The organism is Lysobacter sp. K5869 (genome assembly GCF_018847975.1).
Lineage (GTDB): Bacteria > Pseudomonadota > Gammaproteobacteria > Xanthomonadales > Xanthomonadaceae > Lysobacter.
On the sequence record NZ_CP072597.1, the window covers coordinates 5,778,821 to 5,801,022 of the forward strand.

17 protein-coding genes and 1 pseudogene are annotated in these 22,202 nt (G+C 69.8%); 8 read left to right on the top strand and 10 right to left on the bottom strand.

What is annotated here, in order from left to right; all coding sequences use genetic code 11:
• Nucleotides 1-2: 2 nt before the first annotated feature.
• Nucleotides 3-1,850, top strand: a complete 1,848-nt coding sequence (locus J5226_RS24520; protein ID WP_215837696.1) for an SLC13 family permease — start codon at nucleotides 3-5, stop codon at nucleotides 1,848-1,850.
• 467 nt (nucleotides 1,851-2,317) lie between these two features.
• Here the strand turns inward: J5226_RS24520 and J5226_RS24525 are convergent, their stop codons facing one another.
• Entirely contained in the window at nucleotides 2,318-2,635 is a 318-nt protein-coding gene (locus J5226_RS24525) for a Rieske 2Fe-2S domain-containing protein (protein WP_255323140.1), read from the bottom strand.
• Between the two features lie 120 nt (nucleotides 2,636-2,755).
• Between J5226_RS24525 and J5226_RS24530 the strand changes: the two genes are divergently transcribed.
• From J5226_RS24530 to J5226_RS24550, 5 genes are all read left to right on the top strand, one after another.
• Complete coding sequence (locus J5226_RS24530) at nucleotides 2,756-3,091, top strand: hypothetical protein (RefSeq protein ID WP_255322932.1); 336 nt, start codon at nucleotides 2,756-2,758, stop codon at nucleotides 3,089-3,091.
• A gap of 4 nt (nucleotides 3,092-3,095) precedes the next feature.
• Nucleotides 3,096-3,824, top strand: a complete 729-nt coding sequence (locus J5226_RS24535; protein WP_215837698.1) for a fumarylacetoacetate hydrolase family protein — start codon at nucleotides 3,096-3,098, stop codon at nucleotides 3,822-3,824.
• A gap of 79 nt (nucleotides 3,825-3,903) precedes the next feature.
• Nucleotides 3,904-4,311, top strand: coding sequence for a large-conductance mechanosensitive channel protein MscL (gene mscL / locus J5226_RS24540; RefSeq protein ID WP_215837699.1), 408 nt, complete (start codon nucleotides 3,904-3,906; stop codon nucleotides 4,309-4,311).
• 333 nt (nucleotides 4,312-4,644) lie between these two features.
• Nucleotides 4,645-6,048 carry a M28 family peptidase gene (locus tag J5226_RS24545; protein ID WP_255323141.1) on the top strand — a complete coding sequence of 468 codons (1,404 nt, stop codon included), beginning with the start codon at nucleotides 4,645-4,647 and terminating at the stop codon, nucleotides 6,046-6,048.
• A gap of 511 nt (nucleotides 6,049-6,559) precedes the next feature.
• Nucleotides 6,560-7,315, top strand: coding sequence for a hypothetical protein (locus J5226_RS24550; protein ID WP_215837701.1), 756 nt, complete (start codon nucleotides 6,560-6,562; stop codon nucleotides 7,313-7,315).
• A gap of 212 nt (nucleotides 7,316-7,527) precedes the next feature.
• On the opposite strand, the pseudogene J5226_RS24555 reads toward J5226_RS24550, so the two are convergent.
• The 5 genes and pseudogenes from J5226_RS24555 to J5226_RS24575 all read right to left on the bottom strand — a co-directional run.
• Nucleotides 7,528-8,305, bottom strand: a pseudogene (locus J5226_RS24555) (TrmH family RNA methyltransferase); the annotation flags it as partial.
• Nucleotides 8,306-8,590: 285 nt separating this feature from the next.
• Nucleotides 8,591-9,148 carry a GNAT family protein gene (locus J5226_RS24560; protein ID WP_215837703.1) on the bottom strand — a complete coding sequence of 186 codons (558 nt, stop codon included), beginning with the start codon at nucleotides 9,146-9,148 and terminating at the stop codon, nucleotides 8,591-8,593.
• Between the two features lie 275 nt (nucleotides 9,149-9,423).
• Complete coding sequence (locus J5226_RS24565) at nucleotides 9,424-12,549, bottom strand: efflux RND transporter permease subunit (RefSeq protein WP_215837704.1); 3,126 nt, start codon at nucleotides 12,547-12,549, stop codon at nucleotides 9,424-9,426.
• Nucleotides 12,546-12,728, bottom strand: coding sequence for a hypothetical protein (locus tag J5226_RS24570; protein ID WP_215837705.1), 183 nt, complete (start codon nucleotides 12,726-12,728; stop codon nucleotides 12,546-12,548). The genes J5226_RS24565 and J5226_RS24570 overlap by 4 nt, the downstream gene beginning before the upstream one ends.
• Entirely contained in the window at nucleotides 12,721-13,845 is a 1,125-nt protein-coding gene (locus J5226_RS24575) for an efflux RND transporter periplasmic adaptor subunit (RefSeq protein WP_215837706.1), read from the bottom strand. Before J5226_RS24575 ends, J5226_RS24570 begins: the two co-directional genes overlap by 8 nt.
• A gap of 277 nt (nucleotides 13,846-14,122) precedes the next feature.
• Here J5226_RS24575 and cysK point away from each other — a divergent pair, with 277 nt between their 5' ends.
• Nucleotides 14,123-15,079 carry a cysteine synthase A gene (gene cysK, locus J5226_RS24580; RefSeq protein ID WP_215837707.1) on the top strand — a complete coding sequence of 319 codons (957 nt, stop codon included), beginning with the start codon at nucleotides 14,123-14,125 and terminating at the stop codon, nucleotides 15,077-15,079.
• A 512-nt stretch (nucleotides 15,080-15,591) separates the two neighbouring features.
• Here the strand turns inward: cysK and J5226_RS24585 are convergent.
• From J5226_RS24585 to J5226_RS24595, 3 genes are all read right to left on the bottom strand, one after another.
• Nucleotides 15,592-16,560: a hypothetical protein gene (locus J5226_RS24585; protein ID WP_215837708.1), complete on the bottom strand. Its 969-nt coding sequence runs from the start codon at nucleotides 16,558-16,560 to the stop codon at nucleotides 15,592-15,594.
• A gap of 47 nt (nucleotides 16,561-16,607) precedes the next feature.
• A complete protein-coding gene (locus J5226_RS24590) occupies nucleotides 16,608-17,237 on the bottom strand; it encodes a LysE family translocator (RefSeq protein ID WP_215837709.1) in 630 nt (209 codons plus the stop codon).
• A 355-nt stretch (nucleotides 17,238-17,592) separates the two neighbouring features.
• Complete coding sequence (locus J5226_RS24595; RefSeq protein ID WP_215837710.1) at nucleotides 17,593-18,603, bottom strand: class I fructose-bisphosphate aldolase; 1,011 nt, start codon at nucleotides 18,601-18,603, stop codon at nucleotides 17,593-17,595.
• Between the two features lie 361 nt (nucleotides 18,604-18,964).
• Here J5226_RS24595 and J5226_RS24600 point away from each other — a divergent pair, with 361 nt between their 5' ends.
• Entirely contained in the window at nucleotides 18,965-20,275 is a 1,311-nt protein-coding gene (locus J5226_RS24600; RefSeq protein ID WP_215837711.1) for a hypothetical protein, read from the top strand.
• A gap of 265 nt (nucleotides 20,276-20,540) precedes the next feature.
• On the opposite strand, the gene pyk is transcribed toward J5226_RS24600, so the two are convergent.
• Nucleotides 20,541-22,013, bottom strand: a complete 1,473-nt coding sequence (pyk, locus tag J5226_RS24605) for a pyruvate kinase (RefSeq protein ID WP_215837712.1) — start codon at nucleotides 22,011-22,013, stop codon at nucleotides 20,541-20,543.
• Nucleotides 22,014-22,202 lie beyond the last annotated feature (189 nt).

The window sequence follows — 22,202 nt, forward strand, 5'->3', positions numbered from 1 at the left end:
GCATGGACACCTCCCTCGCGCTCACCACCGACATGATGCTCGTGCTCGGGCTGGTGGTGTTCACGATGGCGATGTTCCTGTTCGAGCGCGTGCGCGCCGACGTGGTCGCCCTGGTCGTGCTGGTGCTGCTGGGCCTGTCGGGGCTGGTCGAGCCGGACGAGCTGTTCAACGGCTTCTCCGGCAACGCGGTCATCAGCATCATCGCCACGATGATCCTCGGCGCCGGCCTGGACCGCACCGGCGCGCTCAACCGCCTCGCCGGCTGGCTGCTGCGGCGCGCGCACGGCGTCGAGCAACGTCTGCTGCTGCTGACCACGGCGGTGGCCGGCCTGAATTCCTCGTTCATGCAGAACCCGTCGGTGATGGCGCTGTATATGCCGGTCGCCGCGCGCTTGTCCTCGCGCACCGGCCTGTCGCTGCCGCGGCTGCTGCTGCCGATCGCCGCAGCCATCGTCATGGGCGGCGCGCTGACCATGGTCGGCAACTCGCCGCTGATCCTGCTCAACGACTTGCTGCTCAACGCCAACAGCAACCTGCCTTCGGGCGCGGCGACGATCGAACCGCTGAAGATGTTCGCGCCGCTGCCGATCGGTCTGGCGCTGCTGGCCGCCTCGCTGGCCTACTTCCATTTCTTCGGCGACAAGCTGCTCAAGGACGACAGCGACAAGGGCGCGACCCCGGCCCGCACCCAGAGCTATTTCGCCAAGGCCTACGGCATCGACGGCGACGTGTACGAGCTCACCGTCACCGCCGACAGCCCGCTGGTCGGCATGTCGGTCGGCGAGGCCGAAACCCTGCGCGGCGCGCCGCTGCTGCTGGCGCTCAAGAGCGACAACGACTCGCGGCTGGCGCCGCCGGCCGACACCCGCATCTGGGTCGGCAGCGTGCTCGGCGCGATGGGGCCGAAGCAGCAGGTCGCCGACTTCGCCCAGAACCATTTCCTGCGCCTGTCCTCGCGCCTACGCAACTTCGCCGACCTGTTCAATCCCAGCCGCGCCGGCATTTCCGAAGCGGTGGTGCCGGCGACCTCCGGCTACATCGGCAAGACCGCCGGCGATTTGCACCTGCGCAAGCAATCCGGCCTGAGCCTGCTGGCGATCAATCGCGACAAGACCGTGATCCGCGACGACGTGCGCACGGTGCCGATGCGCGCCGGCGACATGCTGGTGTTCCACAGCATCTGGACCGATCTGGCCAGCGCCGCGGCGAGCAAGGATTTGGTGGTGGTCACCGACTACCCCAAGGGCGAGCAGCGCCCGCACAAGCTCAAGATCGCGCTGACGATTTTCGCCGTGGCGATGCTGCTGGCGCTGTCCTCGCGCCTGCCGGTGTCGATCGCGCTGATGACCGGCGTGGTCGGCATGCTGATCACCGGCGTGATCAACATCGACGAAGCGTATTCGGCGATCAACTGGAAGACCGTGTTCCTGATGGCCTGCCTGATTCCCTTGGGCTGGGCGATGGATTCCAGCGGCGCGGCCGCTTGGATCGCGGGGCACAGCATCGAACGGCTGCCGCGCGGGACGCCGGTCTGGCTGCTGGAGATCTTGGTCGGACTGCTGACGACCGCGTTTTCCTTGGTCATCAGCCATGTCGGCGCGACCATCGTCGTGGTCCCGCTGGCGGTCAACCTCGCCCTCGCCGCCGGCGGCAACCCGACCGCGTTCGCGCTGATCGTGGCGCTATCGGCGTCGAACAACTTCATGACCGCGTCGAATCCGGTGATCTCGATGATCACCGGGCCGGCGGGCTACAGCGGCAAGGAGCTGTGGAAGATCGGCGGGCCTTTGTCGTTGATCTACACCGTGGTGACGGTGTTGATGATCAATGTGTTGTTCTGGGGCAAATAACGCGCCGTCATACCGCTTCGGCCGCCGAAGCCCAGCCGCTCGGATAACCCACCCGCCCCCGCGCGCGCACCTGGCTACCTGTAGGAGCGGCGCAAGCCGCGACCGCGCAAACGAACAGCCCGCGCAAGCACGAGGCGCGAAACGCCTTCCGCCGGAAAACAGATCGGATGGATCGACGCGACATCCAGCGTCCGTCGGCGACCGATTCCCGCGGTCGCGACTCGCGTCGCTCCTACAGGTAGCCCAGGCGAGTCGCATCGCACGGCCGCCCCCTGTAGGAGCGGCGCAAGCCGCGACCGCGAAAACGACTGGCCTGCGCAGGCACGAAGCGTGAAACGCGCTTCCGCCAGAAAACAAGTCGGAGGGATCAACGCGACATCCAGCGTCCGTCGGCGACCGATTCCCGCGGTCGCGGCTCACGCCGCTCCTACAGGCAGTCCAGACGCGTCGCGAACGACCCGCGCGGCTTACGCCAACCAAACCCCGCCATCGCGCACCGCCACCGCCACCGCGCGCAAGGATTCGCCGCGACACGGCCCGGCCACGCATTCGCCGCCACCCAGCTCGAAGCTGGCGCCGTGCGCGGCGCACACCAGCAGCCCGTCCTTGCTCTTGAGAAATTGCCCGGGAGCCCAATCCAGTCGGCGTCCGGCGTGCGGGCAGATGTTGAGCCAGGCGCGCACGGCGTCGCCGTCGCGGTAGAGCAGCAAGGATTCGGCGTCGCCGTCGAGGGTCGCCTCGACCTCGGCGAAACCGCCGTCGGACAAGTGCTCCAAAGCGATCAAAGGTTCACCGCCGGAGGCGTCGCCGCCGGACGGGTTTAACGAAGTTCTCACACTATCGTTCATGCCTGGAACGATACTCGACTGTCCGGCCCAAGCCGCATTGTCTCACGACGACCGAAAATGTTCGCCCAGACCTTCCGATTCGCCGATCAACGTTCGCAATGGAATGCGTTCCAGTCGCGCGTGCGCAGCGCTTTCGAGCCGCGCAAGCCGCGTCACCGCTTCCTGCGCTTCGTCTTGGGCGTGATCGGCCTGGGCCTGCTCGCGCTGCTGGTGTTCTTCAGCGTGTTCGTCGGCGCGGCGATGATCGCGGTGGGACTGGCGTTCAAGCTATGGCAGCGCCGTGGCAAACCGATGACGGCGCGGGCCAAGGGCCGCGCCGATGTGGTCGAGGGCGAGTTCCGCGTGGTCGCGCCGCAGGCGCTGCCGGGCCAGCGTTCCGATTCGGCCCGCTGAACGCATGAGCGACGTCGTCGCGGCCGCGCCGGCCACCCGCATCCCCGTCCGCGGCCAGGGTCTGGCCGCCGATGCCGCGTTCCCGGTCCACCGCGTCTACTGCGTCGGCCGCAACTTCGCCGACCACGCCCGCGAGATGGGCGCGGCGGTGCCGGCCTCGGCCGTCGACCGCGGCCGTCCGACCTTCTTCCTCAAGCCGACCGATTCGCTGGAAACCGGCGAAGCCGTGCCCTACCCGCCCGGCACCGACGACCTGCACCACGAGGTCGAACTGGTGGTCGCGCTCGGCAGCGACGCGCCGGCCGGCCCGCTCGCGGTCGAAGACGCGCAGGCGCTGGTCTACGGCTACGCCGTCGGCCTCGACCTGACCCGCCGCGACCTGCAAGCCCAGGCCAAGGCCAAAGGGCTGCCCTGGGACACCGGCAAGTCCTTCGACCACGCCGCGCCGATCAGCGCGATCGTGCCGGCGGCCGAAGTCGGCGAACTCGGCGCGCGCGCGCTGACCCTGGAGGTCAACGGCGAGCCGCGTCAACGCAGCACGCTCGACAACCTGATCTGGAACGTGCCCGAAGTCCTGCACGAACTCTCGCTGCTGTACGCGCTGCGCGCCGGCGACCTGATCTACATGGGCACCCCCGCCGGCGTCGCCGCGCTGCGGCCGGGCGACCGCTACCGCGCCGCGCTGGAAGGCGTGGCCGAACTGCACGGACACATCACCCCGCCCCGGCTATAGTCCGGCCCCGGCGCCCGCCCTCCAACCTCGAGCCGGCGCCGTTCACCGTCCTTCAGTCGTCACCCTGGGAGAGCATGCGATGGGCATGATCAGCGAGTTCAAAGAGTTCATTGCGCGCGGCAACGTGGTCGATCTGGCCGTCGGCGTGGTCATCGGCGCCGCGTTCGGCAAGATCGTCACCGCCTTGGTCGACGGCATCGTGATGCCGACCATCGGCTACGTCACCGGCGGGGTCAGCGTCAGCGATTGGAAGTACGTGCTCAAGCCCTCGCAGCTCGACGCGGCGGGCAAGGAAGTGGCGGCGGAAGTGGCGGTCAAGTACGGCGCCTTCCTGCAGACCGCGATCGATTTCATCCTGATCGCCTTCGTGATCTTCATCTTCCTCAAGGCCTACAACAAGGTGCGCCAGCCCGCCGACGCCGCGCCGGCGGCGACGCCGGAAGACGTGCTGCTGCTGCGCGAGATCCGCGATTCGCTGAAGAAGTGATCCTTACGCCCGCGAGGGCGCGCAGACGAAACAGGCCGCGCTCGTCGCGGCCTTTTTCGTGCGCCCGCGGCGAGCGTCCGCGCGGCGCGCGGCCCTCCCGGCGCCGGGCGGACCGGATCGAACGCCCCGCGAAAGCGCACAAACGGCAAAGCCGGCCCGCCGCCACAAACCCGGCGACAGCCAGCGACAAAAACGGCTCAAGTCCAATGTGACTTTCCTCAGATAGCGGCCGCCGTCGCGATTGCTAAGCTCGCCGTTTCGCCTAGCCGCGCGACCTTCCGAGCGGCCGGCCAGCACGAGGAGAGTGGGATGCGCGCACCGCTGTGGGCAGCGATGGCTGCCGTGTTGTTGACGGGTTCGATCGCGGGCTTCGATGCCGCGGCCGCCCAGCGCGAGACGCGCATTCCGCAAGCCGCCGTCGACGCCGCGGGCGAACTGCGCGAGCGAGCGCTGGCCAGCGACCTGGGCTTCAAGATCACCGAATCGCTGACCACCGAAGTCGGCCCGCGTCTGGCCGGCAGCGAGGCCGATGCGCGCGCGGTGGCGTGGGCGCAGGCCAAGTTCCGCGAACTGGGCTTCGACAAGGTCTGGACCGAGCCGGTCACCTTCCCGAAGTGGGAGCGCCGCAGCGAACACGCCGAAGTGCTCGGCGCCAGCGCCCAGCCGCTGCGCCTGACCGCGCTCGGCGGCAGCCCGGGCGGCACGGTCGAGGGCGAGGTCGTGCGCTTCGCCGATCTGGCCGCGCTGGAAGCGGTGCCGGCCGGTTCGTTGGCCGGCAAGATCGCCTTCATCGATTTCGCCATGCCGCGCGCCAAAGACGGCGCCGGCTACGGCCCGGGCGGACGCGTGCGCAGCCGCGGCCCGTCGGCGGCGATCCGCGCCGGCGCGGCAGGGTTCCTGATGCGTTCGGCCGGCACCGACTCGCACCGCATGCCGCACACCGGCATCACCCGCTTCGACGACGGCTTGAAGCCGATTCCCTCGGCCGCGCTGTCGGCGCCCGACGCCGAGCAGCTCTCGCGCCTGGCCGCGCGCGGCGCGACCCGCGTGCGCGTGGCCTTGGATTGCGGCTGGGACGGTCAAGCGACCTCGTACAACGTGATCGGCGAGATCCGCGGCAAGAGCAAGCCGGAGGAAGTCGTGATCATCGGCGGCCACCTGGATTCCTGGGATCAGGGCACCGGCGCGATCGACGACGGCGCCGGCGTCGGCCTGACCATGGCCGCGGCCAAGCTGATCGGCCAGAGCAAGCTGCGCCCGGCGCGCAGCGTGCGGGTGATCGCGTTCGCCAACGAAGAGCAAGGCTTGTACGGCGGCCGCGCGTACGCGGCCAAGCACGTCGCCGACGTGCGCAAGCATCAGATCGGCGCGGAAAGCGACTTCGGCGCCGGCCGCATCTACGCCTATTCCAGCTCCGCGCCGGACTACGCCAAGAACGCCGACAAGCAGATCGCCGACGCGCTGGCGCCGCTGGGCATCGAGTACACGCCCGGCAAGGGCGGCCCGGGCCCGGACATCGGCCCGTTCGCTGCGCAAGGCCTGGCCTGGGCGCGACTGGCGCAGGACGGCACCGACTACTTCGACTACCACCACACGCCCGACGACACGCTCGACAAAATCGATCCGAAGGCGCTGGCGCAGAACGTCGCGGCGTACGCGGTGTTCGCCTATCTAGCGGCGTCGGCGGACGGCGATTTCGGCAGCGCGCCGAAGCAGGTCACGCCGCCGGAGGAGTGAGGTTCGCGGTGATTCGGCGAGGCCGCCGGGTTGCGGCGGCTTCGCGGTTTCGTGCGGATGAGGCCCTGGGTTCCCGCGTCCGCGGGGACGGCGGCAGGCGGGTTTCGATGTTTCGCTCCGAACGGTCATCCTCGCAAAGGCGGGGATTTGCAGAGTTCGGAGTCATGTCGCGGTAAAGCCCTGGATGCCCGCTTTTGCGGGCATGACGGTGGATAGGCTTCAGCGCGTCTCTTCAGGACGTCATCCCCGCGAAAGCGCGGATCCAAAGACTTCAGCGCCATCCCTCGATAAAACCCTCAATGCCCGCCTTCGCGGGCACGAGGCGAGCGGATTCCGCGCGACGCGCAACGCGCCGCGCGCACCCTCGTGAACGCCGCGCATCGGCGCTTCGCGTCGAAACCGTAAACGCCCTCACGCTTTGCGCCGTCGCGCCTGCCCTGTCGGCGCGCCGATTTGCGTTAGTTCGGAAACAGCGCGCCGTCCGGCCCGCGTTCTTGGATCCGCACCGACGATGACCGATGCCCGCGACGCCGCCGCGACTGCCGCCCACGCCTCCCACGAGGACGGCGAATGCGATCCGCGCGCGGCCGCGGCGGCTTCGCCCGAGCGCGCGCTGCAAGCGCTGTGGCGCGAATTGCGCCGCGCCACGCTCACGCTCGGCGAACAGGCGCTGGCGCAGCAGAGCGAAGCGGCGTTGCGCGCCGACGCGGTCCTCGCCGTCGGCGTGACCCGACTGAAAGCCCACTTGTCCGCGGCCGGCGACGACGGCCCCTACGCAACCGAGGCGACCATGACCGAAAGCACCGACAACGACGAACCCTCCGCCGCGGCCCACGCGAATCCCTCTGCGAACGCCGGTGCGAAGCCGGGCGCGAATCCCGGCCCTAATCCCGGCGCCAACGGCAGCGCCGCTCCCGGCGCCGCGCCGCTGGAGCCGGAGCAATTGCTGGAGCGCCTGCGCGCCGCGCTCGCCGGCCACGGCGGCGAGCCGTATCAGTACGGCGGCATCAATCAGCAGGTCGAATCGGCGTTCAAGCTATCCAACGAGGCCTTGCTCGGCGCCGCCGGCGAATTCGCCTACGGCCACCGCGCCGCCACCGACGCGTTCGCGGCGGGCCTGCGCAAGATCTCCGACGCGCAGCACCGGCAGAACCTGCAGACCCTGCAAGCGGCGGCGCTGGCGGTCTGCCTGGACGCGATGCTCAAGCAGCCGGACCAAGCCGAGGAATACGCGGGGTTGCTGGAGGCGATCAAGCACGTGGTTTGAAGCAGAAGCTGGGAATGGGGAATGGGGAATGGGGAATGGCAGGAACGCAGTGCCGCGCAAAGCCGCGCGAGGCCGCATCTTCCATTCCCCGTTTCGTTTATTCCCGATCGCTCGAGCAGGGACACAGCGAACGGGAAGAACGCCGAGCCGCGAAAGAATCGCGCGAGGCCGCTTTTTCCATTCCCTAGTCCGCGTTCCGCTTTTCCCGCACCTCAGCGCTTCGCCCGCCACGCCGCCAGCAACACCGCGGTCGCCGCCGCGACGTTGAGGCTTTCGACCCGCCCGGTGCCCGGAATCGACAAGCGCCGGTCGCAGGCCGCGGCCAGTTCGCGGTCCATGCCCTCGCCTTCGGCGCCGAGCACGTAGATCAAACGCTGCGGCAAGGGCGCAGCGAACACGTTCTCGCCGCCGTCGACCACGGTCGCCGCCAACTCGAAACCGGCGCCGCGCAATTGCGCGACGGCGTTGTCGCTGCGGCCCAGACGCACCATCGGCACCGCCTCGGCGCCGCCCTCGGCCACGCGCGCGGCGGCGCCGGACAAGGCCAGGGTCGAATCCTTCGGCAACAGCACCGCGCTGACGCCGAAGTGCGCGGCCGAACGCAGGATCGCGCCGAGGTTGTGCGGGTTGCCGACGCCGTCGAGCCACAGCGCCAGCTGCGGCCCCGCCGGCAGATCGCGCAGCCAGGTCGACAGCGGCGCGGGTTCCTCGCGCAGCACTTCGGCCACCACGCCTTCGTGATGGCCGCTGGCGGCGAGCTTGTCCAGGTCTTGGGTCTCGACCACGCGATAGCCGACCCGGTTGGCCACGCACCAGGCCAGCATCGGCTGCAATTGCGGAATCCGCGGCGCGTCCAGATACAGCTTGCGCAGCGCTTGCGGCCGCCGCGCGAACACCGCGCGCACCGCGTTCAAACCGTACAGGCGGATCTCGGCGTCGCGGCGGGCGCGCTGCGGATGCGGCGCGCCCTGGCCTCGGTCGCCCTGATCGTCGTCTTCGTCGTGACGGCGGTGGCCGCGCTCGTGCCGTTCGTGGCGGCCGTCGCGCAGGCGCTGTTCGTGTTCGCCCTCGTCGTGGCGCGAACGCTGATCGCGGCGTTGATCGCGCGAGTGCGGATGGTGCGAGCCGCCGCGCTCGCGCCACGGCCCCTCGCCTTCGCCGCGGCCGCCGGCCGGGCCGGCGGGACCGGCGCGGCCAGCGGGACCGGCCGGGCCATGGGAACCGCCCGGACCGCTGGCGCCGCCATACGGATTGCGCGGGCCGCGCGGGGGATCGTCACGTCGCATCTTGCAGGCTCCTTCTCACCTTCGCGAACACTCGCAGGTCGTGGACGCGGCCGTGTTTGTACACGGCGCAGCGCTGCACGCCCTCTTCTTCGAAACCGTTCTTCAACAACACCCGCGCCGACGCCGGATTGGTGTCCAGCACCGTCGCGTGCAACCGATACAAAGCCAGATGCCGCATCGCCCACGGCGCGAACGCAGCGACCACGCGGGTCATCAGGCCGACGCCCCACAGCGGGCGGCCGAGCCAGTAGCCGAACTCCGCGCCGTGCGCGCGCTCGCCGCGGCCCGGATGCGCGCCGATCCCGCCGACCGCGCGGCCGCCGACCTCGATGGCGAACACCGGGTGATCGAAATCGACCACTTGGCCTTCGAGGAAACGCTCGCCGTCCTGGCGCGTGTACGGATACGGAAACCGGTCGCTGAGCCCGCGCGAGACGTCGGCGTCGTTGGCGTAGACGACCAGGCTGTCGAGATCCTCGCGCGACCACGGGCGCAGCAGGAATTCCTCGCCTCGCGGCAACGGAACGGGGGCGGGGGCGGCGTTCATGCGCGTAGCCTAATTTCGCCGCCGCCGCGCTGCAAACGGCCGGCCGGCGGCCGGCGGTACCGGCGCCGGCGCGGCCGATCCGGATGCCTCGCGCGGCGCTCCCAGCGCGGCGGCGGTCGACGCCGTCCGGCCCCCCGAAGGTCTCGTTTCCGACGGTAGGAGCGGCGTAAGCCGCGACCGCGACAACGCGGCTACGACGAAACCAGCAGCGCGGCCGCGTTGTCGCGGTCGCGGCTTACGCCGCTCCTACGCGACACGCGAGCCGGCGAGCGCGGCTAAGCGTGCCCGCCGACCTGCGGCGTTTCCTCTTCCAATCGCTCCAGTTCCTGCGCCACCGCCTCCGGCGACTTAGTGAAGCGCGCCAGCAGCACATAGAACGCCGGCACGATGAACAGCGACAGGAGGGTCGAGAACGACACGCCGAAGATCACCACGATGCCGATGGTCGCGCGACTGGCCGAGCCCGGGCCGCCGGCCAGCACCAGCGGCACCGCGCCGACCACGGTGGCGATCGAGGTCATCAGGATCGGGCGCAGGCGCACCGCCGAGGATTCGACGATGGCCTGATGGATGCTGCGGCCTTCGTCGCGCAACTGATTGGCGAATTCGACGATCAGGATGCCGTTCTTCGCCGCCAAGCCCACCAGCATCACGATGCCGATCTGGCTGAACAAATTCAGCGTGCCGCCGGTCATCCACAGGCCGAGCAAGGCGCCGAGCACGCCCAGCGGCACGGTCAGCATGATGACGAAGGGGTGGATGAAGCTCTCGAACTGCGCGGCCAGCACCAGATACACCACCAGCAGCGCCAGGGTGAAGGTCATCAGCACCGCGCCGCCGGCCTTCTGGTATTCGCGCGATTCGCCCTTCCAGTCGATCTGGGCGTGGTCGGGCAGTTCCTCGGCCACCACTTGGTTGAGCCAGGCCACCGCCTCGCCCATGGTGTAGCCCGGCGCGAGGCCGGCGCTGACGGTGATCGAGCGCAGGCGGTTGAAGCGGTTGAGGCTGCCGGCCTCGGCCAGTTCCTTGAGCGTGACCAGATTCGACAGCGGCACCAGCGCGCCGTCGCGCGCGCGCACCTGGATCGCGGCCAGATCGGCCGGCGAGGCGCGCAGCTCACGGTCGGCCTGCACCATCACGTCGTACTCCTCGCCGTTCTGCACGAAGGTGGTGACGCGGCGCGAGCCCATCAGGGTTTCCAGCGCGTGGCCGATGTCGGTGACGCTGACGCCGAGGTCGGCGGCGCGCTGGCGGTCGATCTCCACGCGCATCTGCGGCCGGGTTTCCTTGTAGTCCGAATCGGCGGAGAACAAGCCCTTGTTCTGCTCGATCCGGGCCAGGATGCGGTCGCGCCATTGCGCCAGTTCGGCGTATTCGGGGCCGCCGAGCACGATCTGCACCGGCTGCCCGCGCGTGCGCACCAGCCCGCCGCCGACCTGCGGCATCGCGCGCACGCCGGTGAGCTGGCTGAGTTCGCCGCGCAGGCTGTCGGCGACCTGCGCGGTGCTCTTCTCGCGCTTGTCCCAATCCTGCAGGAACACCGCGATGCGGCCGGTGTGCATCTCCTCGCTGGCGCCGAAGCCGCCGGGCACGCGCGGGTTGTAGCGCTGGATGGTCTCGTTCGGGCCGGTGTGCGCGGCGACGATCTTCTCGACCTGCTGCACCTGCTTGACCGTGTAGTCGTAGCCCGCGCCTTCCGGGCCGAGGATGGAAATCTGGAACGAGCCGCGATCCTCCTGCGGCGCCAGCTCCGACGGCACCAACTTGAACAGGCCGAAGCTCAGCGCCAGCGACGCCAGCATCAGCGCGCCGAACAGCCACGGCCGTTCGACCGAACGGTCGAGCAGGCGCTTATAGCCCTGGCTCAGCGCGTCCAGGCGGGCGTTGATCCAGCGGTTGACCGGGTTGGATTTTTCCTGCGTGTGCGGACGCACGAACTTCGACGACATCATCGGCGTCAGGGTCAGCGCCACGAACGCCGACAGCGCCACCGCGCCGGCCAGCGCCACCGACAGCTCGCGGAACAAACGCCCGGTGTTGCCTTCCATGAAGCCCACCGGCAGGAACACCGCCACCAGCACCGCAGTGGTGGCGATCACCGCGAAGGCGACCTGCTTGGTGCCGCGCGCGGCCGCGACCAGCGCCGGCTCGCCGAGGTCGGCGCGGCGCTGGATGTTCTCCAGCACCACGATCGCGTCGTCCACCACCAGGCCGATGCACAGCACCAGCGCGAGCAAGGTCAGCAGGTTGATCGAGAAGCCGAACGCGTACAGCGGAATGAACGCGGCGATCAGGCACACCGGCACCGTCACCGCCGGGATCAGCGCGGCGCGGAAGCTGCCGAGGAACAGCCAGATCACGATCAGCACCAGGACGATGGCTTCGATCAGCGTGTGATAGACGCGCTCGACCGCCGATTCGATGAAGACCGTGGTGTCGAAGGCGACGAAGATGTCGGTGCCTTCGGGCAGGGTCGGGCGGATCTTGTCGGCTTCCGCGCGCACTGCGCGGGCGACGTCGAGGCTGTTGGCGGTCGAGGTCTTGACGATGCCCAAGCCGATGTTCGGCTCGCCGTTGCTGCGGTAGTAGGCGCGGCGCTCGGCCGATTGCAGTTCGATCTTGGCCACGTCGCCCAAGCGCACCACGTAGCCGTCGGCGCCCTTCTTCAGCGGGATCTGGGCGAAGTCGGCCGGCTTTTGGTAGCTGCGCGCCACGCGCAGGGTGAAGTCGCGCGATTGCGATTCGATCCGCCCGGCCGGCAGCTCGACGTTCTCCGAGCGCAGCGCGTTCTCGACTTCGTTGACGGTGATGCCGCGCGCGGCCAGCGCGTCCTGGTTGAGCCAGATGCGCATGGCGTAACGCTGCTGGCCGCCGATGCGGACCTGGGCGACGCCGTCGACCGAGGACAGACGGTCGACGATGTAGCGGTCGGCGTAATCCGACAACTGCAGCGTGTCCATCTTCTTCGAGCTCATGTTGAGCCACAGCACCGGGTCGGCGTCGCTCTCGACCTTCTCCACTTCCGGCGGATCGGCCTCGTCGGGCATGCGGTCCATGACCCGGCTGACCGCGTCGCGCACGTCGTTGGCGGCGGCCTCGATGTCGCGCTGCAAGGTGAATTCGATGCTGACCGAGGCGCGGCCGTTGACGCTGCGCGATTCGATGGTCTCGATGCCCTCGATCCCGGCCAGCGCGTCTTCCAGCACCTGGGTGATGCGGGTTTCCACCACCGCCGCCGAGGCGCCGGGATAGGTCACGTCGACCGAGACGATGGGCGGATCGATCGCCGGCAGTTCGCGCAACGTCAGGCGCGAGAACGCCATGACGCCGAGCACGATCAGCAACAGGCTCATGACCGTGGCGAACACCGGCCGGCGGATGGAAACGTCGGACAGCTTCATCGGCGCGGGGTCCCGTCGCCGCCGCGGCGCGTCGGCGCGCCGCGCTTGGCCGGGACGTAGACCGGCGCGCGGCCGCTTCCGTCGCGCGTCGGGCCGCCCTCGTTCGGCTGGACCGCCGGCACCACGGCACGCAGCAATTTCAGCACCCGCGCCTTCAACGCCCGCGCCGCCTCAGCCATTGCGGCCGTCCTTGTGTGCATCCGTCGGCGCGCCGGCCTCGCGCGTCTGCGCGCCGGCCGCCTGCACCTTGCTGCCGGCGCGCAGCTTGCCGGTGCCGTCGACGACGATGGTGTCGCCGATCTTCAAGCCGTCGGTGATTTCCGCCAGCCCTTCGCGGCGCGAGCCGACCTGCACGTCGGCGCGCTCGACCGTGGCGTCGGGCTTGAGCCGGTAGACGTAAGCGTCGGCGCCGACCTGCACCACCGAAATCTCCGGCACCAGCAGCGCCTGCCGCTCGGGCTGCAACAGCGTCACCTGCACCAGCATGCCCGGGCGCAGCAGATGGCCGGGGTTGGGGAAATCGGCGCGCACGATCACCGCGCGCGTGGCCGGATCGACGCGCGCGTCGACCGTGCCGACTTCGCCCTCGAAACGCTTGCCGGCGTAAGCGGCGCTGGTGCCGCTCACGCGCTGGCCCTTGGCCACGCGCGCGAGCAGAGTTTCCGGCACCGGGAAATCGATGTAGACGCGCTCGGTGTCGTCGAGCGTGGCGATCGCCGTGCCCGGCGTCACCAGCGAGCCGGGGCTGACCTGGCGGATGCCGAGCACGCCGGCGAACGGCGCGCGCACCTGACGGTCGCCGATGTCGGCCTTCATCTGCTCGACCCGCGCGCGGGTCGTGTCGCGAGTGGCGCGCTGGGTGTCCAAGGCCGAACGCGCGATCAGCTGCTGCGCGGCGAGCTCGGTCTGGCGCTGATACAGCTGCTCGGCTTCCTTGGCCGCGGCCTCGGCCTGGGCCAGCGCGGCCTGCTGGGCCTTGCCGCTGAGGGTGACCAGCGACTGTCCGGCGGCGACGTGGTCGCCGCTGTCGAAATGCACGCTCTGCACGATCTCGCTGACCTTGGCGGTGACCGTGATCGACTCGCGCGCCTTGACGTTGCCCAGCGCCTGCACGGTGTCGTTCCAGGCGCGCAGATGCACCTGTTCGGTCGTCACCGGCGTCGGCCGGTCGCCTTGTCCGCCGCCGGGACCGCCGCCGCCATGCCCGGCCTGCGGCTGGCCGCCTTTGCCGCAGGCCGCCAGGGCCAGGGCGAGCGCGAGGAAACAGCCGGTACGAAGGGCGGAACGTGGTCGCATGCGGTTCTCTGAACGGGGCGGGCCCGAAGGCGATGGCGCGGATCGGAGCGGCGTCCCTCTCCCTAAGGGGCGCCGCGCGGGCCGTCCGGGCGGACGGCGAAGCCGCGCGATTCTAGCGGTCGCGTATGAACGTGCGCGTGGGCCATTGGTTGACCGCCGTCACCCCAAATTCGGCAAAGCCGCGCGCCGCGGTGTTGCCGCGCCGCAACGGCCGCCGGCACGGTCGCGGTGCGCGGCCGGGGGCATACTCCAGACTTCCCCCTCGGAGCCGTCCGCCATGATCTACGACAGCATCCTGCAGACCATCGGCCGCACCCCGGTGGTGCGCCTGCACCGGCTCGCGCCGGGCCACGTCACCCTCTACGCCAAGGTCGAGGCGTTCAATCCGGGCGGCTCGGTCAAGGACCGGCTGGCGCTGGCGATCGTCCTCGACGCCGAGGCGCGCGGCCAGCTCAAGCCCGGCGACACCGTGATCGAAGCGACCTCGGGCAACACCGGCGTGGCTCTGGCGATGGTGTGCGCGGCGCGCGGCTACCGCTTCGTCGCGGTGATGACCGAAACCTTCTCGATCGAGCGGCGCAAGCTGATGCGCGCCTACGGCGCCAAGGTGATCCTGTCGCCGGCCGCCGAACGCGGCAGCGGCATGGTCCGGCGCGCGGCCGAACTGGCCGAGAAGCACGGCTGGTTCCTCGCCCACCAGTTCGAGAACCCGGCCAACCCCGCGTTCCACCGCAACACCACCGCCGCCGAGATCCTGCAGGACTTCGCCGGCCGCCGCCTCGACCACTTCGTCACCGGCTGGGGCACCGGCGGCACCCTCACCGGCGTGGCCGAGATGCTGCGCGTGGCGCGCCCGGAAGTGCGCATCACCGCCAGCGAACCCGCCGGCGCCGCGCTGCTCAGCGGCAAGCAATGGCAACCGCACAAGATCCAAGGCTGGACCCCGGACTTCATCCCCGCCGTGCTCAACCGCGACGCCGCGCACGAGGTCCTGCCCGTCGACGACGTCCTCGCCCGCGACACCGCGCGCCGCCTGGCCTCCGAGGAAGGCCTGTTCGTCGGCATTTCCGCCGGCGCGACGATGGCCGCGGCGTTGCAAGTCGCGCAGAACGCCGAACCCGGCGCGACGATCCTGGCGATGCTGCCGGACACCGGCGAGCGTTACCTCAGCACGTTCCTGTTCGAGGGCGTGAACGAAGGCAGCGACGACGAATGGTTGGCGTCGTTGGAGTGACGAAGTCGCCGTAGGAGCGGCGTGAGCCGCGATGAATCATCGGCTGCGATGGAGTTTCCGTCGTAGTCGAATTGTCGCGGTCGCAGCTCGCGCAGCTCCTACAGGATCTCCGGCCGGTTTCGTTTCCGACTGTAGGAGCTGCGCAAGCTGCGACCGCGAAAACGCAACAACGGCGCAATCACCCTATCCGCACGACACGGCAAGCACCGCTGTTGCTGTTGCTGTTGCCGTTCGCCTTGACGGATCTCCGACCGAAGCCCACGCCCCGCAGCCCCGGAGGGCGTGCGCATGGATGCGCACGCGCGCCATGGGTCAGGATGACCCTTATGGCGCGGCCCCGCGCAACGCTGAGCCCTAGTGGCTCTTGATTCGAAAACAAGGAAAGCGCCTTTCTTTGGTTACTTTCTTTGGCAAGACAAAGAAAGTGACCCGGCCGCTTGCGGACGGAACGCTCTTGATCGCAGCTCGTCATCACCCGCAACAACAACAACAACGACAAAACCACCCCACACTCAACGCATCACCCACCAAACCACCACCACAGCAACCGCCACCATCACCGCCCAAAACATCATCGTCCCATTCCCATCCCCCCGCCCGACCGTAGCCCCCGCCCCCCCTCCCAACCCCCGCCCCTTCCGCGCAACTTCATACTCAACGATCCGCCGCAACGCATCGCCCGTAGCCACCGAATACTTGCGCTCCAACAACTCGCAAGCCGCCCCCCGATCCCCGCCATGCAACAAGGCGACCACATCCGAGGGCAAATGCGCCGGCTGCGACGCCGCCTCGCCGACGCGCGCGCCCTCGCCGCCGGCCGCACCCGACTCGCCCCGCGCATACGCCTCGACCCGCTCCTTCGCGGTCCGAAGATCCACGCCATACGCCTCGCGCACGTGCTTGATCGCCTCGATCAAGCGCCCGCGCCGCACCGCCTCGATCGCTTCCGGCGGCAAGCCTTGCCCGGCCGCGCCCAAATCCCTGCGCGCATACGCCTCGACCCGCTCCTGCGCGGTCCGCAGATCCACGCCATAAATCTCGCGCACATGCTGGATCGCCTCGACCGTCCGCCCGCGCTGCACCGCCTCGATCGCCTCCGGCGGCAAACCATGCCCGGCCGCGCCCGAATGTCCCCGCGCATACGCCTCGACCCGCTCCTTCGCGGTCCGAAGATCCACGCCATAGGCCTCGCGCACGTGCTTGATCGCCTCGATCGGTTGCCCGCGCCGCACCGCCTCGACCGCCTCCGGCGGCAAACCGTCCCCGGCATCGGCAACCGCCGCCGGCCCCGGCGCCGCCATCGCTCCGGCGCCTGCGCGCAAGGCCTCCTCGCGCGCCTCGACCGCGTCCTTGGCCGCCTTCAGCGACGCGCCCGGATTCGCATCCAACACCTCGCGAACCGCTTCGATCTTGCGCCGACTGCGAATCAGCGCATCCGCCTGTTGCGGAACGAACAACTCCGATGCTTCATCCGACGCCATCACCGCGCTCCTTGCACTCGATACGACCGCCCCAGCCTAGCCGCGCATCACCGCGACGACCACGCCAAGCGCGCTCCGAACCCCAACATCATCGTGCCGATCGCCCCGTCCAGCGCCCGCGCCACCTTGCTGCTGCGCATCGTCCCGGCCATCCGCGCCGAGGCCAGCGCCAGAACCGTCAGCCACACCGCGCCGATGGCGTAGTGCAGGCCGATCATCAGCATCGAATCGCGCGCCATATGCGGACCCGGCGCCAGGAACTGCGGCAGGAACGCGAGATAGAACATCGCGATCTTCGGATTGAGCGCGTTGGTCAGCGCGCCCTGCGCGAACGCGCGCCACAGCCCGGTCGCGGGCGCGGCCAAGGCCGCCGCCGGCGCCTCGGCGCGCGGCTTCAGCGCCGAGCGCAGCGCCTTGACGCCCAGATACGCCAGATACAGCGCGCCGAGCATCTTCACCGTCCAGAACGCCTGCGGCGAATACATCAACAACTGGGTCACGCCGAACGCGAACAACGCCACATGGAACAGCCCGCCGCTGGTGGTGCCGGCCGCCGCGGCGAGGCCGCGGCGCGCGCCGCCGGCGAGCGAGTTGCCGATCACCAGGAAGGTGTCGGGGCCGGGCATCAGCGTGAGCATCAGCGCGGCGACGGAGAAAGCGAGCCACTGGGTTTCCATGAGCGGGTCCGGGAAAAAGTTGGAAGGAAACAGCACTGCTGAAACGAACCGCCTCGACACGAAGCCGCATGCGCCGAAGCGACACGAAACCTCGGTCTGCACTCTGACTCGACCGGATCGCGGAGAAAACCCCGCCGCGATCCGACACCCGCTGAAACTCGAACAGCAACCGGCACCGTCCCGACTTCTACGAATGCTCCATCGGCGGAACCGCCCGCGCCACGACACGGCAAACGACGCACGCACCGACACCGCGCCGACCGCCCTGCCGCCCTACTGCAAAAGCCGACCGCCCGCCCCAAAACGAAAAACGCCGGCGCGAGGCCGGCGTTTTTCAGGACCGCGAAGCCGCAGCTTACGCCGCCGACTTCCACTGGCCCAGCGCGGCCAGGCCGTTGGCCTTGGCGCGCTCGTACACGGTCTGCTGAGCCTTGGCGTAGTTGGCGACCAGATCCTGCGACCACAGCTTCAGCGCCGCCGACTGCATCGCGCGGCCGTAGGAGAACGACAGCGGCCACGGGTTCGGGCCCATCTGGTTCATCGCGTTGAGGTGCGCGGTGGCGGCCTCGTCGGACTGGCCGCCGGACAGGAACACGATGCCCGGCAGGGTCGCCGGCACGGTCGACTTCAGGCACTGCAGGGTCGCCGCGGCGACTTCCTCGACGCTGGCCTGCTCGGCGGCGGTGGTGCCCGGCACGACCATCGAGGCCTTAAGGATGGTGCCTTCCAGCAGCACGCTGTGCTCGTACAGCGCGCCGAACAGCGAGCGCAGGGTGACTTCGGTGACTTCGAAGCAGGTGTCGATGTCGTGGCTGCCGTCCATGATGACTTCCGGCTCGACCATCGGCACCAGGCCCTGCTCCTGGCACAGCGCGGCGTAGCGCGCCAGCGCGTGGCTGTTGGCTTCGATGCAGGTGCCCGACGGGATGTCGTCGCTGATGTTGATGACCGCGCGCCACTTGGCGAAGCGGGCGCCGAGCTTGTAGTACTCCTCCAGGCGCGCGCGCAGGCCGTCGAGGCCTTCGGTGACCACTTCGCCCGGGAAGCCGGCCAGCGGCTGCGGGCCCTTGTCGACCTTGATGCCCGGGATGATGCCGTGGTCGGCCATGTGCTTGGCGAACGGCACGCCGGCCTTGGTCGACTGGCGCAGGGTTTCGTCGAACAGGATCGCGCCGGAGATGTATTCGTTGAGCTTCGGCGTGGCCAGCAGCAGCTCGCGGTAGGCGCGGCGATTCTCTTCGGTGTTCTCGATGCCCACGCCGGCGAAACGCTTGGCGATGGTGGTCGTCGACTCGTCGATCGCGATGATGCCCTTGCCCGCGGCGACCATGGCCTGGGCGGTTTCGGCAAGCTGTTCGATGCTCATGGAGATCCTGCGGCAGCGGTGGGAAGCCCGCGATTATAGCCGCTGACGGTGAACCTTGCCCCTTGGCCCGCCTTCCGAATCAGGTACTTGCGCCCAGTTTTGGCGGTAACCGTTTTCAAACGGCGGCGGCATCGATAGCAACCGGCGCGGGTGCGGACGCCGGCCGCCCGTTCAGTCGATCGCCGGCCGGCGCTGCGCGGATCGCCTCGCTCCGACCCGACCGCGCGATGCGCGGCGGTGCCGGCGGGGCGCGCGCTCGACCGTCGCGCGCGCGCCGCCGAACGGACCGCCCGCGCGATTGCGCCCGCAAGCCGCAACGCCTAGCCTGCGCTCCCGGATTTTTCACGCTAAGGACTGCGCCATGCCGTTGCCCGCTCGCCCCCTGCTCCAGCTCGCCCTGCTCGCCGCCGCCGGCTTCGCCTCCAGCGCCCACGCCGACGCCGAATACGACGCCGCGCTGGCCGCGTGCAAGGCCGTGCCGAAGTCGGGCACGCGCTACGTCGCGGTCACCGGCGCCTTCATGCGCCCGGTGCCGCGCGCCGACGGCGGGCTGGTCGCGCGCATTCCCATCGCCGAGCCGGTCAAGATCGAATGCGAGCGCGACGGCTGGGTGCGCGCCAGCGCCGAGCAACCCTCGCCGTCGGTCGGCTGGATCCGCGCCGACCTGCTGCAGGCCAAGCCGCCGACGCTGGCCTCGCTCAACGCCGACTACGCCGCGGCCGCGCCGGACCAGCGCAAGACCGTGGCCGAGCGCATTGTCGCGCTGACACCGTATCAGGCGCGCGGCCATCAACTGCTGATCGACGCGCTGACCGCCTCCGGCGACGCCGAGGGCGCGCGCAAGGCCGCGGCGATCCGCGACCGCCTGCTCGACCCCAAGCCCGAGCGCCTGAGCGGCGAGCCCAAGCTGCTGTTCGTGATCGACCGCGGCTACGCCGCCCCGATCGCGCGCATCGGCGACGACGGCCGTTATCAGGAAGCCGGTGACAGCGCCCGCTATTTCCCGCCGCTGCGCGGCCTGCACTACTTCCGCAACGGCGGCGCCGACGGCGTCGCGCAAGTGCTCGACCAGCCGCTGTCCGACGTCAGCGGCGAAGCCTTGGTGCGGATCGCGCCGGCCACCGCGCGCAGCGACGACGCCCGCGGCCTGGCCGCCAACTTCCCCGCCACCGCCGCCAAGCCCGCCGTCGCCGCGGTGCCCGCGGCCGCGCGCAAGGCCGCCGAGGAAGCGCTGCGTGCGGGCCTGCGCCAGCAGAAAGTCGAGCGCGCGCAGATCGAGCGCGCGCTCAAGGCCAAGCCCGATCACGAGCGCGACCTGGGCCTGGAGATCCACAGCTTCGAGGCCGGCGGCGCCGGCCCGGTGACCGTCGCGACCGTGATCTGGAACCTGCCCCCGGCCGGCCCGGACATGAGCGACACCAGCGTCGCCGCGACCGCGATCGTCGAAGGCGACGGCAAGGGCGGTTACCGCGTGGTCGGCAGCCAAAACGCGTCCAACGCCGGCGACGGGCTGGAAACCCCGCGCTTCTTCGACCGCCTCGACCTCGACGGCGACAGCGTGCCGGAGCTGATCTTTCAGGTCGGCCAGTACGAAGGCGTGAGCTATCAGATCTGGACGCGCAAGAGCGGCCAGTGGAAGTCGGTGTACCAGGGCGGCTACGTCGGCGTCTGAGCGCCGGCGACCCGCGCGATCGATCCACCGGGGTAGGAGCGGCGTAAGCCGCGATCCCCGCAGCGGTTCGCGCAAGCGCCGCCTCCCGAAGCCCGCCTTCCCAAGAAGCGGGCCTTCCCGCCCCGCGCACCGCGGCGAATCCCCCTCTGTAGGAGCGGCGCGAGCCGCGACCGCGACAACGCAGCTACGACGCAACTTTCGTCGTGATTGCGTTGTCGCGGTCGCGGCTCGCGCCGCTCCTACAGTCGGGTGCCGACGCTGCGCGTTACAGCTCGCCCAATCCCTCGGCCGCGCCGCCCTCGCCCACCTGCAGCAGCCGCAAGGTATTCGTCGCGCCGTGCTGCTCCATCGTGTCGCCGCTGGTGAAGATCACCCGCTCCGCCACGCCGAGCATGCCCGAGTCGAACAACTGCTTGACCACGTTGCGCGCGGCGTCGCGCGAGGCCATGCCGCGGCTGTCGAAGTCGATGGGGTACACGTCGCGCATCAGCGCCATGCGCCGGCGCGCGCCGGCGTGGCGCGAGAAGGCGTAGATCGGCGCGTTCGAGCGGAAGCGCGAGAGAAAACGCACGGTGCCGCCGGATTCGGTCATCGCCACGATCGCGCGCACGCCGATGTGTTCGGACAGGAACATCGCCGCCATGGCGATGGCCTGATCGGCGCGCTCGAGGTTGCGCGGCGCGGCCTCGAAGTCGGTGTCGTGGTCGAACTGGCGCTCGGCGCCGAGGCAGATGCGCGACATCGCCTCCACCGCCTTGACCGGGTAACGGCCGGCGGCCGATTCCTGCGACAGCATCACCGCGTCGGTGCCGTCGATGACGGCGTTGGCGACGTCGAGCACTTCGGCGCGGGTCGGGATCGGGTTGTCGACCATCGACTGCAGCATCTGCGTCGCGGTGATCACCACGCGGTTGCGCGCCAGCGATTCGCGGATGATCTTCTTCTGCAGGCCCGGCAGTTCGGCGTCGCCGATCTCCACGCCCAGATCGCCGCGCGCGACCATGACCACGTCGCTGGCGTCGACGATCTCGGCCAGATTCTCGATCGCCTCGGCGCGCTCGATCTTCGACACCAGCGCCGCGTCGCTGCCGGCTTCGCGGGCGATGCGGCGGGCGTCGTTCATGTCCTGGGCGTTGCGGCAGAACGAGACGGCGATGAAGTCCACGCCGATCTGCGCGGCCACGCCGATCAATTCCTTGTCGCGCTCGGTCAACGCGCCCAGCGACAGGCCGCCGCCGAGCTTGTTGAGGCCTTTGCGGTCCGACAGCGCGCCGTCGTTGAGCACGGTGGTGACGATGCGGTCGCCGTCGACCGCGCCTACGCGCAGTTGCAGCAGGCCGTCGTCGAGCAGCAGCACATCGCCTGGAGCGACGTCGCCCGGCAGGCCGAGGTAGCTCACGCCGACTTCGCGCAGATTGCCCGGCGGCGGATTTTCCGCGGCGATCAGGTCGAAGCGGTCGCCGGCCTTGAGCAGCACGCGGCCCTCGGCGAAACGCTCGATGCGGATCTTCGGCCCCGGCAGGTCGGCGAGGATGCCGACTTCCACGCCGACCCGCTGCGCGGCCTCGCGCACGGCCTGGGCGCGGGCGACTTGCGAGGACGGATCGCCATGAGAGAAATTCAGGCGGACTACGTCGACGCCGGCCTTGAGCAGGGCGTCGAGCACGCCCGGCGGGTCGGTGGCCGGGCCGAGCGTGGCGAGGATCTTGGTGCGTCGCGGGCTGTGAGACTGAGACATGGCGGACTCTCTGGACTGCCGGCCACGCTAGCATAGCTTGGGCGCATTGCGCGGCCTTGGCCGTGCTATGGGCGACACGTTCGCACGACCTCGACGCTGCAACGTCCGTGCAATCATCGGCGCGGAAGTCCGGGCCCGTCCTCACGTACCGCACCGCATCGTCGCCGCGCAGCCACCGACTCATCCTCC